Genomic DNA, 11,015 nt, shown 5'->3' with positions numbered 1-11,015 from the left:
GTTGAGCAGCGCGAACAGCGACGCCGCGGACTCGGTGACGGACTGGGTGTGCGACTCGATCCGCAGGTCCGGGGCCGTGGGGGTGCTCTCTTGCTGCACCGTCCGGATCAGAGGGCGGGCGGGGCCGGGGGCGCGACGCTCGGGCCGTGCTCGGTGGCGACCGAGTGCTGCGCCGGGGCGGAGCCAAGGGTGCCCGTCGCGCCGACCATCAGCGTCAGACCGAGAGCCACGGCACCGGCGATACCCACAAACTTCCTGCCCATTTCTTTTCCCCGCCTCTGAGTGATGTCCGCGCCGTGGCGCTTCCGACAACACAGAGGTTCGCGATCACCGTTACCCAACGATTCCCCCGTCGATCCCGCCCTCGGAAGGTACACGGGAACGGATCGGGAACGACCGGTATTCCGCTTGGGAGACGGGGTATTCGGGGCCCTTCAGGGGCGGTTCAACCGCGGGTGGTTTTTGGCTTGAAATCGCCCTTTGGCAACCAGCGACCTGGGACGATACCGCCGAAGAGCCCATCCTGGTGTCCGGAATAATATGCACCTTTTCCCGGCCCGGGCACAGCGGTATCGCCCCCCTTTCGGAACCCTTTCCAGCGTTTCTCAAGCGGCCTTCAATGCAAGAGATCCGGCATATGCGTGAGGCACCACGTCGATGCGAATCTCCCGCGTCAGCTCCTCACACAGAGCGATCGCCGCAGCCGTGTCGGCCGCCGTCGCGGCCACGAATCCCAGCCGGTCCCGGTTGTCCCGCAGGGGTCCGACCACCTCGCCCGGCCACACCCCCACCTCCGCCGCCAGGACGTCGCTACGGGCCGCCACCGAGCCCACCCCCGAGACCGCCATGACCGTGCCCGGGTCGCGGAAGACGAAGCGGGTGCAGGCCGCCGCCCGGGCCACCGGCGGTTCGGTCAGCTCCTCGACCATGCCCATCGGCCAGCCCAGCCCGTAGCCGACCATGTCGATCCCGTAGGCCGCCTCGACCAGCTCGTTGATGTGCCCGCCGCCGATGCGGTTGTGGGACTCGATGACCACGGGCCCCTGCGGGCCCAGCCGCAGCTCGGTGTGGCTGGCCCCGTCGGTGACCCCCATGACCTCCAGGAACTCCGTCACGGCGCGGGTGATCTCGCCGTGCGCGGCCGGGTCCAGGCGGGCCGGCAGGGCGTGCCCCAGCTCCACGAACCCGGCCTCGTGCAGCAGCTTCTCGGTCACCGCGACCACCGCGTGCCGGCCCCCGAAGCTGAAGGCCTCCACGCTGAACTCGGGGCCCTCGACATAGGCCTCCATCAGGAACTCCCGCACGGTGAAGTACACCGCGCCGCGGCGGTGCGGGCGTTCCCGCATCTCCTCGATCCGCCGCCACGCGCCGGGCAGGTCCTCGGGGCCGTTCACCCGTATCACCCCGAACCCGGCCGTGCTGTCGGTGGGTTTGACGATGAAGGGGTAGCCCGACCGGCTGCCGAAGTCGCCCAGCGACTCCGGTCCGGTGACCCGGGCCCAGGGCAGCGTCCCCTTGCCCTTGGCCGTCAGGTGCCGCCGCATCAGCGCCTTGTCCCGCAGCCGGCGGCTGACCTCGGGGCGGGTGCCCCGGAAGCCGAAGCGCTGGTTGAGCCGGGCCGCGACGTCCAGGCCGCCCTCGGTGAGGGAGACCACCGCGTCGAACCGCCAGATCGACCGGGCGGCCTTGGCCAGCGGCCAGACCGTGTCCCAGTTCGTGTAGTCGACCATCAGCAGCGCGTCGGCGTGCTCGGTCTGGAAGGCGTCGACCCGGTGCGGCTGTTGGAGCAGCACCACCCGCACGCCCAGCTCCTTGGCCCGGGCCAGGTGCTGGTCGGTGCCCCCGACCAGCAGCATCGTCCGCTCGGCGGTCATCGCAGCACCTCCGCTCCGACCGGGCTGACCCGGGTCACCAGGGCTTCACGGACGGCGGTCACCCGGCGGGCGGCCTCGCCCGGGGTGGGCGCCTCCACGATCGCGTAGCCGTGCCGGCCGCCGCAGTCGGCGGCCTCGGGCAGCAGGTCGCCCGGCCGGTACGGGAAGTGCAGCGCGTACACGTGGTCCAGGGCCCGCAGTTCCTCCAGGCCGTGGACGGACTCCAGGCGCCCCGCGGGCAGGACGAAGAACCCGATCGCGGCGCACTGGGCGGCCGCCGTCGGGGGTCCGCTCTCGGGCACCTCCTGGCCGGCCAGCGCCCGGAACACCGCGGCCTCCAGGTCGAATCCGGTGGCCAGCTCCACCAGCAGCGGGATCCGGTCCTCGCCGAGCCGGGCCCGGCAGCCGGTGATCCGGGGGCCGTCCCCGGTGAGCACCACCGTGGTGTGCGCCGGCCCGAACTCGTAGCCGGCCAGGTCCAGCAGCGCGGTGACGGTGGCCCGGATCGCGCTCTCGTCCCGGGCGGACAGCGCGGCCGGGTGCACATGGCCGGCGGGCGGGGTGCCGGGCGGCCCGAGGGTTTCCCTGGCCGTGATGCCGGCCACCCAGTGCATGGCGTCGACGGTCAGCGTCTCCACGCTGAACTCGGGTCCCTCCAGGTACTCCTGCACCAGGAACGGGCCCTCCAGGCCGGCCGCGCCGACCCGTGCGGTCCACTCCCACAGGTCGTCCGCACCCTGGACGAGGGCCGTGTACCGGCCGCCGTCCGACTGCGCGGGGCCGATCACCGCGGGCAGGCCGAAGTCCATGAGCAGCACCTCGGCCTCGGCGACCGAGTCGGCCTGCCGGGCGCGCACCACCGAGACCCCGTTGCGGTTGAGGAGCCGGCGCATGGCGATCGCGTCCCCGAGCAGCCGGACCGCCTCGGCCCCGCCGGGCGGGCCCACGGACAGCGCCCCGGCCTCGGCCAGGACGGCCGCGAGGCCGCTCTCGCCGCCGAGGTGGAGGACGTGCCCGATCCGGTGCTCGCGGACCAGCCGGGCCACCGTGGCCCGCAGGCCGGCCGGGTCCGAGAGGTCCGCCGGGACCACGTCCCGGGCGTGCGCCGCGACCTGGGCCGCCTCCTCCGCGGAGCCCAGGGCCGGATCCCAGATCGCCCAGACCTGGAAACCCGCCTGCACGGCCTTGCTCGTCAACCGCTCGTCCGGCATCACCATAAGGAGCCGGTCGGCGCTGCCAGGATGGTTCATCAGGGGAACCTCTCCTCCTCGGTCCCCGGTCGGCCGGAGACGTCTTCATGCTGAGGAGAGTCCCGTCAGGGGTTCCCGAACCCCTCCCGGGCCGTTCCCGCGCCCCGGCCCGCGCCGCCCAGCCGTCCTGGCGGCCGGCGGCGGACGTGCGGGACCGCCGGTCAGCGGCGTGCAGCCGCTGCCGGCGGTCGGTGGTGCGCGTGTGCCGGGCCCGTCAGTGCTGCCATGCCACCGCCGCGGAGAAGCCCCGTACCACCGCGACGTCCGCCAGCCGCCAGCCCGGACCGGGCACGGCCGGTTCGATGCCGGTGCCGACGTACCGCGCGGCGGGGTCGTCGGCCAGGCCGATGCCCAGCCCCTTCAGGTACGCCTCCTTGCGCACCCAGGCCCGGGAGAAGGCGGTCGGCCGGGCCGGCTCGGGCAGCAGCGCCAGCTCCGCGAGCTCCTGCGGGTGCAGGGCGTCGGAGGCCTCCCGGACCGCCCGGGCGGGCGGCACGGTCTCGGTGTCGACCCCGACCGGGGTGGCCGCGAAGGCCAGCAGCCCCAGGCTCCCGCTGTGCGAGATCGAGTAGTGCAGCGGGTGGCCGGCCACCGAGGGCCGGCCGTGCGGCCCGCCGCAGCAGGGGCACGGGATGCGCATCAGCGGCACCTCCCGGGGGCTCAGGTCCAGGTAGGCCCCGAGGAGCAGCCGCAGGGCCACGTGCGTGGCGAGGTAGCACTCCCGGTCGGCGGGCACCCGCAGGGCCGCCGCGCGGGTGCGCTCCTCGGCCACCAGCACGTCCGGGGCGCTGGCCAGGGCGAACGCCCGGTGCTGGGTGGCGCGCAGCAGCCACAGGTGCGGGGTCCCGTCCGCCCGGGGCGGGGACGGCCGGCGTGCGCCGTCCGCCGCGCCCGGTCCGGCCGGGTCGAACCCGGCCGGGTCGAACTCGGCGGGGTCGAGCAGGACGCCGGTTGCCGTCGGCATCGTTCAGGCCGTAACCGGGACGGTGGCGCGGACGACTTCCTCCATGCGGCTGCCCCAGCGCATCCGCAGCCGGACGCGGGGGCCGGCGGCGCCGGTGGGCTCGACCTTCAGGGTGCGCTCGGCGGTCCAGCCGGCGGCCCGGAACTCGCCCTCGCCCAGGTGCACCAGGGTGGCCCGGGGCTCTCCGTCCACGTCCAGCACCAGCTTGTCCCCGGCCACCCGGATCCGCCCCTCGCGGTCCGCGGAGGCGGCCACCGCGTCGGCGGTGTTCAGCTCGTCGGCGGCGGCCAACTCCTCGGACTCGCCGTACAGGAAGGCGTCCGGCAGCCGGAAGGTGCAGGCGAAGGAGGGCAGTTCGGCCGGCTCCAGGGGCAGTTCGGGGCGGTTCAGCAGGACGTCCGACCAGCGGATCGCGTCCCGGAACTCCGGCGGGAAGAGCTCCAGCAGCTCGTGATTGACGTACGCGTCGATGACCATGTGGACCCGGCGCTCGGTGCCGTCGTTGCGGACCGAGTGGAGGCGGGAGAAGTCTCCGAACCAGAGGGTGCCGGGCGCCCAGGTGTGGTCCTCGCCGCCGATGGTGAGCACCGCGCCGGCGTTGGTGACCAGCGGTATGTGCAGCCGGACCCAGCCGGCCGGCAGGCCGTAGGGGACGTCCCGGTGCTCGTCGACCTCGGCGCCCGCGCCGAGCGACATCAGCCGGACGGCGCGCAGTTCGGTGGGCAGCGCGGCCAGGATCGAGGCGATGTACGGGGCCTTCGCCAGCCAGGGCGAGGCGGCGTACTCGACCAGGCCGAAGCCGCCGGGGTCGGTGCGCTCGCCGCTGCCCTCGGGGCTGCGCAGCGGCAGCACCCGCCAGTCGAGGACGGTCGCCTCCTCCGGCTCCAAGCCCTCCCCGTAGGTGCGCTGGGCGGCCCACTGGGTGGCCTCCAGCTCGCGGAGTTCCGCCACCAGGCGGTCGACGTCGTAATCGCCCTTGAGCTGGGCCGCAGCGAACGTGCCACTCGACATGGGAAACGCCTCTTTCCGTGGGTCAGGTCATCGATTTCATGGGTTCTATGCCACGGTATGTGGCGAATTGACGGCTAAGCGGCGGTACGTGGGGCAGTTTCGGCGGCAGTCGGCGCGCCGGCGGCGACCGCGGGTTCGGGCTCCTCGGCCTCGTCGGCGGCCCGGTCGGCCGGGCCGCCGGGACGGGCGTCCAGCTCCCGCCAGTGCGGACGCAGGGCGGGCAGCACGGTGCTCGCCAGGTAGAGCGCGGCACATCCGAACAGCACCGGTCCCAGGGCGGTGGCGGTCACCGCGGCGCCGGCCAGCATCGGGCCGAGCGGGACGCCGGCCGAGCCGACCGAGTCGGTCAGTGCGGAGACCCGGCCCAGCAGCGGGCGCGGGATCCGCTCCAGCATCACGGCGTTGAGGATCGGGTTGACGAAGCCGATGGCCAGTCCGTCGAAGACGGCGACCACCAGGACCACCCACAGGGGCAGGTCGAAGGCCATCACCAGGAACCGCGGCGGTCCGGCGATCAGGAAGGCGATGACGTACGTGGGCCGGCGGCGCAGCCGGTGCGCGAAGGCGGTGGCGAGCGCGGAGCCGCCCAGCGCGGCGAGCCCGAAGACCGAGCCCAGGGCACCGATGGCGGCCGGGCCGCCGCCGGACTCCTTGGCCCAGACCGGGATCAGCAGGGAGCCGTAGGCGGCGTCGACCAGGTTGGTGACGCTGAGCATGACGGCGATGGAGCGCAGCAGCCGGTCCCGGCGGAGGAACCGGACGCCTTCCTTGAGGCGGTCGAGGTAGCCCTCGGACTCCTCCTCTTCCTTCTGGGCGGCGGCGGCCTGCTCCGCACCGGCGGTCCGGCCGGGTCCGGTGAGCGCGATGGCCGCCGCGGAGCCCACGAAGCAGAGCGCGTTGGCGGTCATGGCCCAGGACGGGCTGAGGAAGGCGACGAGTGCACCGGCCGCGGCGGGGCCGGCGGTGCCGGCCAGCCGCTCCAGGGTGCCGACCAGGCCGCTGGCCCGCTCGAGCGGGATGCCGGCCGCCTCGGCGACCTCGGGGGTCATCGTCCGCTTGGCGATGTCGCCCGGCCCCCGGGCCAGGCCGATCGCGGCGGACAGGCCGAGCAACAGCCCGTACGGCAGCAGGTCCAGTACGTAGAAGAGCGGGACCAGGCCGACGACGGCGGCGCTGACCAGGTCGGCCAGCACGGAGAAGGGGCGGGCGCCGACCCGGTCGATCAGCGGGCCCGCCAGGGTCTTGCCGACGATCAGCGGCACGGCCTCGCAGAAGACCACCAGGCCGGTCTGGGTCGCGCTGCCGGTGGTCACCAGGACCAGCCAGGGCAGCGCGATCATGGTCAGCCGGGTGCCGAAGAGGGAGACGGTGTAGGCGGCCAGCAGACCGTGGAGCGAGGTGCGCCGGCCGCGGGCGGGTAAGCCGGTTCCGGTGGGGGCCTTGGTGGTCATCTGCGGGTGCCTTTCCGTCACTCGGGGCGGTGCGGGGCGGGGTGGCCGCCCTCGGGCTGGGTGAGCGCGCCGGGCCGCGGGAAGGCCTGGAGCTGGACGACCACCGGGGCGGTGGCCGGGTCCGGGTCCTCGGCGGCGGTGCCCGGCGGGTCCGCCCGGCGGTACCGGCCGATCACCTCGAAGAGCTCCCGCACCAGGTCGGACAGCTCCCCGGCGGTCAGCCGGAGCGCGAAGTCGCTGGTGGTACTGGCATCCCGCCAGGCGGCCGGCAGCAGGTGCGTCTCGCCGACCGCCGCCCGGGTCTGCTCGGCGTAGTAGTCCGCCACGCTCTGCAGGTACGCGCCCGCCAGGGCCGCGGACTCCCCGTCGGCGAACCGCTCGGTGCGCATCCGGGTGGTCTGGTGGGCCGCCCGCCACCAGCGCTCGCGCCCGCCGCCGGGCCGCGGGTCCGGCTCGACGAAGCCGTACGCGGCCAGTTGGCGGACGTGGTAGCTGGCGGAGGCGGAGCTGACGCCGGTGCGCTCGGCGAGCCGGGTGGCGGTCGCCGGGCCCTCCGCCCGCAGCAGCCCGAGCAGCTTGACCCGCAGGGGATGGGCGAGCCCGCGCAGGGTGCGGGCGTCGGGGGTGACCTCACCGGCCGGATGGGGGCCCGAGGGCCACGGCTCTTCGCTCATGGTCAGCACCATAGGATCCCAAGACTTCTTTGCCAAGACTTCTTTGCAAAGAAGTCTTGGGATGACTCCCACCGGTCCGGTCGCGGTCCTACGCGGCGTCCCGCAACCGGGCCGCCTCCCGCGCCAGGTCCCGCAGCACCGGGTACTTGTAGACGAGCTTGGTCGGGATCACCACGCCCAGCCGCCGCTTGAGGTTGGCCACCACCCGCAGCGCCATCAGCGAGTGGCCGCCCAGCGCGAAGAAGTCGTCGCCGGCCAGCACCTGCTCCCGGCCCAGCACCTCCTGCCAGGCCTCGGCCACGGTCACCTCGAACTCCCCCCGCGGCAGCGCGTCGGCGGGCACCGCCGCCGCCCCGCCGGCCGGGTCCGGGGCCGGGTCCGGCAGCGCCGACCGGTCGACCTTGCCGCCTACCGCCAGCGGGAGGGCGTCCAGTTCGGTGAGCGAGGGCACCATGTAGGCGGGCAGCCGGGCCGCCAGCCCGGCCGTCAGCTCCGCCCGGTCGAGCACCGCGCCCGGGCGCGGTACGACGTACCCGGCGAGCCGGGCGCCGGTGGCGTCCTGGCGCACCGCGACCACCGCCGCGGCCACGTCCGGATGCTCCGTCAGCGCGCTCTCGATCTCGCCCAGTTCGATCCGGAAGCCGTTCACCTTCACCTGGAGGTCGACCCGGCCGAGGTAGTCCAGCGCGCCGTCGGCCCGCCGCCGCACCCGGTCCCCGGTGCGGTACATCCGGGCGCCCGCGGGCCCGAACGGCGAGGCGGTGAAGCGCTCGGCGGTCAGCCCCGGACGGTTGCGGTAGCCCTGCGCCAGACCCTCGCCGGTCAGGTAGAGCTCGCCCTCCTCGACCGGCCGCAGCGCGTCGTCCAGGACGTACGCCCCCACGCCCGGCAGGGCCGGGCCGATGTGGGGGCCCTCGCCGGTGACCCAGCCGGCCGTGGCGTCGACCGTGCACTCGGTGGGCCCGTACAGGTTCACCGCCCGGACCAGGCCCCGGCCGGCCAGCTCCGCCAGGTCCGCCCACATCGCGGGCGGCACCGCCTCGCCGCCGATGAAGAGCCGCAGCGGGCGGTCCGGCAGCCGCTCGGCCGCCGCGGCCACCTGGTCGCGCAGCGCCGTCCAGTGCGAGGGCGTGGTGTCCAGGTCGGTGGCCCGGCCGGCCAGCAGGCAGTCGGCCAACGCCGCCGGCTCGGCCCGCAGTTCCTCGCTGAGGAGCAGCAGCCCGTCGCCCCGGCAGACCCGGGCCCACTGCTGGACGGAGGCGTCGAAGGACACGCTCGCGTTCCAGGCCACCCGGCCCGGCTCCGCCGCGTAGAAACCGCTCTCCTCCAGGGCGCGCACCAGGTGGGCCGCGCCGCCCCGGGTCACCGTCACGCCCTTGGGGCGGCCGGTGGAGCCCGAGGTGTAGATGACGTACGCGGGCGCACCCGGCGGCACGGCCGCCGCCGGCACCTCGGCGGCCTCGACGGCCTCGACGGCCTCCGGCGCCAGCACCCGTACCCCGGCCGGCCACTCCCGGGCCTCCGGGACCGCGACGACCACCGAGATGCCCGCGTCCCCCACCACGTAGTCCAGCCGCTCGGCCGGGTGCGCCGGGTCCAGCGGGACGTACGCGGCACCCGCCCGCCACACCGCGAGCAGCGCCGCGACCAGCTGCGGCCCGCGCTCCAGGCTGACCCCGACCACGTCGCCGGGGCGCACCCCGGCGACGGTCAGGGCCGCCGCCAGGGCCCCGGCCCGGGCGTCCAGCTCGGCGTAGGTGAGCGTCACCCCGTCCGGGGTGGTCACGGCGGTCCGGTCCGGGTGGGTGGTGACCGCCTCCCGGAAGCGCACCATCAGGTCCGGCACGGCGGCCCGGATCCGGGGCGCCGGGACGGCGGGGACGGCCTCGGTCAGGCCGGTGGAACTCGCGTGCATCACAGGCTCCTCGATCAGGGCATGGGGGTGCGGGGCGGGGCCCGGCGGGACGCGGTGGGTCCGGGCGGGGGCTCCCGTGGGGCCGTTGCCGGCCCTCAGTGGGCGAGGGCCGCCTCGTCCACCGGGACGGCGGGGTTGCAGTCGGCGACGTCCACCGGCTCGCCCATCGCGACCACGATCTTGCGGTCGCCGCGGAACGGGTCGCGGCCGTGCGCGGCCAGGATGTTGTCGACCAGCAGCAGGTCACCGGGCTGCCAGAGCTGCCGGACGGTGGCGCGCCGGTAGGCCGCGTCCAGCACCGCCACCTCCTCGGCGGTCAGCGCCGTGCCGTCGCCGAGGGCGGTGTTGAAGGGCAGCCCCTCCTGGCCGAACTCGCCCACCAGCACGTCCCGGATGTCCGGGTCCAGCGCCCACTCGCTCCAGAACGCCACGTGGTTGAACCACACCTCGTCGCCGGTCCGCGGGTGCCGGATCAGGGCGGCCCGCAGCTGGCGGGTGCGGAGCGTGTCGTCCTCGCCCCACTCCCAGCCGATCCGGTTGTCGGTGCAGTAACGCTCCACGTCCGCCCGGGAGTCGGTGGCGAAGGCGGTGCGCCAGTCCAGGGAGATGTGCTCGGCGTAGTTGCGGGTGAGCGCCCAGCCGTGGGTGCGGAAGCGCTCCACCAGCTCGGCCGGCAGCTCGGCGAGCACCTTGCGGACGTCCGCGACCGGGGTGGCGCCGCCCTGCTCGGGGGCGGTCAGGCAGCAGAAGAGCAGCAGGCCGGGGAAGGTCAGGGTGTAGCTGTTCTCGTTGTGCATGCGGATGGACTGGGCCGGCGGCAGGTCGGTGGAGGAGAAGACGTCGTCGCCGAAGTCGCTGCGCGGGGTGGCCTTCTCCTGGTACTTGGCGCGGGCGGCGAAGAGCGCGTCGCGGACCGCCGCGAAGTCGGCGGCGGAGCCGATCGGCAGCCCCCGCAGGTACAGCGCGCCGTGCTCGCCGAGTACGTCGCGCAGCTCGGCGTGGTGCTCGCGCACCCAGGCGCCGGCCTCCTCGACCGTGCGCACGCCCTCGATCACGGCCGTCACCGGAGCGCCCGGCGCCTCGATCCACTGGAGCGTCATGACTGCTGGTCCTTTCGGGGCGTGCGGGGCGCGAACCGGCCGGGCAGGGCCGCCCACAGCTGCGGGGTGTAGAAGTGGCCGCCGGGCAGCACGTCCACGCGCAGCCCGCCGCGGGTCACCCGGCCCCACTGCTCGGCGACGGCGGGCTCGATGACCGCGTCCTGGTCGCCGTGCAGCACCTGGACGGGCATGGAGACGGCCGCACCGGGCGAGGGGCGGTAGGAGTCGCGGACCAGGATGTCGGCGCGCATCAGCTCGATCGCCATCTCGCACAGGTCCGGGTCCTCGACCACGTACGCGGGCAGCAGGCCGATCTCCTGCATCCAGTCCAGGAGCCGGGCGTCGGCGTCCTCGATGCGGGGGAAGCGGTCCCGCTCGGTCACCCCGCGGTCGGGGGCGTTGCAGGCGGAGACGATCAGCCGCTCGGGGGCGTGCGCTCCGCGCGCCTCCAGCCGGGCGGCCACGTCGAAGGCCATCCAGCCGCCCATGCTGTGCCCGAAGAGCGTGTACGGCCGGCCGGCCGCGGCCCGCAGCACGGACTCGGCGGCGTCCTCGGCGAGGTCCTGCCAGGTCGCGGCGTACTCCTCGGCGAAGCGGCCCTCCCGGCCCGGGTAGCAGACCAGGGCGAGTTCGGTGTCGGGCTCCAGGAGCCCGAGCCAGTCCCGGTAGGGTCCGGTCCCGCCGCCACAGAACCCGAGGCAGACCAGGGTGTGTTCGGCGTCGGGCCGGGGCTCCGGCCGGACCACCGACGCGTCCTGCAGCAGTTGGCCGGTCAT

At 74.8% G+C, this 11,015-nt stretch carries 10 protein-coding genes and 1 pseudogene; all 11 read right to left on the bottom strand.

Annotation, left to right across the window (positions count from 1 at the left end):
• Positions 1-81 (bottom strand): annotated as a pseudogene (locus AB0O40_RS04265) (adenylyl-sulfate kinase); the annotation flags it as partial.
• Between the two features lie 26 nt (positions 82-107).
• The gene (locus AB0O40_RS04260) at positions 108-230 is read right to left on the bottom strand and encodes a hypothetical protein (RefSeq protein WP_365035439.1); all 123 of its coding nucleotides are present in this window, start codon (positions 228-230) and stop codon (positions 108-110) included.
• A gap of 375 nt (positions 231-605) precedes the next feature.
• Positions 606-1,874 carry an ATP-grasp domain-containing protein gene (locus AB0O40_RS04255; protein ID WP_365035437.1) on the bottom strand — a complete coding sequence of 423 codons (1,269 nt, stop codon included), beginning with the start codon at positions 1,872-1,874 and terminating at the stop codon, positions 606-608.
• On the bottom strand, positions 1,871-3,124 hold the full coding sequence (locus AB0O40_RS04250) for an ATP-grasp domain-containing protein (RefSeq protein ID WP_365035435.1): 1,254 nt from the start codon (positions 3,122-3,124) through the stop codon (positions 1,871-1,873). Before AB0O40_RS04250 ends, AB0O40_RS04255 begins: the two co-directional genes overlap by 4 nt.
• A gap of 214 nt (positions 3,125-3,338) precedes the next feature.
• Positions 3,339-4,088 carry a 4'-phosphopantetheinyl transferase superfamily protein gene (locus tag AB0O40_RS04245; RefSeq protein ID WP_365035433.1) on the bottom strand — a complete coding sequence of 250 codons (750 nt, stop codon included), beginning with the start codon at positions 4,086-4,088 and terminating at the stop codon, positions 3,339-3,341.
• Between the two features lie 3 nt (positions 4,089-4,091).
• Positions 4,092-5,099, bottom strand: coding sequence for an aspartyl/asparaginyl beta-hydroxylase domain-containing protein (locus AB0O40_RS04240; protein ID WP_365035431.1), 1,008 nt, complete (start codon positions 5,097-5,099; stop codon positions 4,092-4,094).
• A 74-nt stretch (positions 5,100-5,173) separates the two neighbouring features.
• Positions 5,174-6,550 (bottom strand): MFS transporter, encoded by a 1,377-nt coding sequence (locus tag AB0O40_RS04235; RefSeq protein ID WP_365035429.1) that lies wholly within the window; start codon positions 6,548-6,550, stop codon positions 5,174-5,176.
• Between the two features lie 17 nt (positions 6,551-6,567).
• Positions 6,568-7,224, bottom strand: a complete 657-nt coding sequence (locus AB0O40_RS04230) for a winged helix-turn-helix domain-containing protein (RefSeq protein WP_365035427.1) — start codon at positions 7,222-7,224, stop codon at positions 6,568-6,570.
• Between the two features lie 88 nt (positions 7,225-7,312).
• A complete protein-coding gene (locus AB0O40_RS04225) occupies positions 7,313-9,139 on the bottom strand; it encodes a non-ribosomal peptide synthetase (RefSeq protein WP_365035425.1) in 1,827 nt (608 codons plus the stop codon).
• Between the two features lie 95 nt (positions 9,140-9,234).
• On the bottom strand, positions 9,235-10,239 hold the full coding sequence (locus AB0O40_RS04220; protein ID WP_365035423.1) for a TauD/TfdA family dioxygenase: 1,005 nt from the start codon (positions 10,237-10,239) through the stop codon (positions 9,235-9,237).
• Positions 10,236-11,015, bottom strand: a complete 780-nt coding sequence (locus tag AB0O40_RS04215; protein ID WP_365035422.1) for an alpha/beta fold hydrolase — start codon at positions 11,013-11,015, stop codon at positions 10,236-10,238. The genes AB0O40_RS04220 and AB0O40_RS04215 overlap by 4 nt, the downstream gene beginning before the upstream one ends.

The organism is Streptomyces sp. NPDC089919, assembly GCF_040684615.1.
Lineage (GTDB): Bacteria > Actinomycetota > Actinomycetes > Streptomycetales > Streptomycetaceae > Streptomyces.
This window is presented reverse-complemented; position numbering and strand designations above follow the sequence as displayed.

Coding starts and splice junctions, on each gene's coding strand:
- AB0O40_RS04255 (WP_365035437.1), bottom strand. CDS start 1,874: ATGACCGCCGAGCGGACGATGCTGCTGGTCGGGGGCACCGACCAGCAC.
- AB0O40_RS04250 (WP_365035435.1), bottom strand. CDS start 3,124: ATGAACCATCCTGGCAGCGCCGACCGGCTCCTTATGGTGATGCCGGAC.
- AB0O40_RS04245 (WP_365035433.1), bottom strand. CDS start 4,088: ATGCCGACGGCAACCGGCGTCCTGCTCGACCCCGCCGAGTTCGACCCG.
- AB0O40_RS04240 (WP_365035431.1), bottom strand. CDS start 5,099: ATGTCGAGTGGCACGTTCGCTGCGGCCCAGCTCAAGGGCGATTACGAC.
- AB0O40_RS04235 (WP_365035429.1), bottom strand. CDS start 6,550: ATGACCACCAAGGCCCCCACCGGAACCGGCTTACCCGCCCGCGGCCGG.
- AB0O40_RS04230 (WP_365035427.1), bottom strand. CDS start 7,224: ATGAGCGAAGAGCCGTGGCCCTCGGGCCCCCATCCGGCCGGTGAGGTC.
- AB0O40_RS04225 (WP_365035425.1), bottom strand. CDS start 9,139: ATGCACGCGAGTTCCACCGGCCTGACCGAGGCCGTCCCCGCCGTCCCG.
- AB0O40_RS04220 (WP_365035423.1), bottom strand. CDS start 10,239: ATGACGCTCCAGTGGATCGAGGCGCCGGGCGCTCCGGTGACGGCCGTG.
- AB0O40_RS04215 (WP_365035422.1), bottom strand. CDS start 11,015: ATGACCGGCCAACTGCTGCAGGACGCGTCGGTGGTCCGGCCGGAGCCC.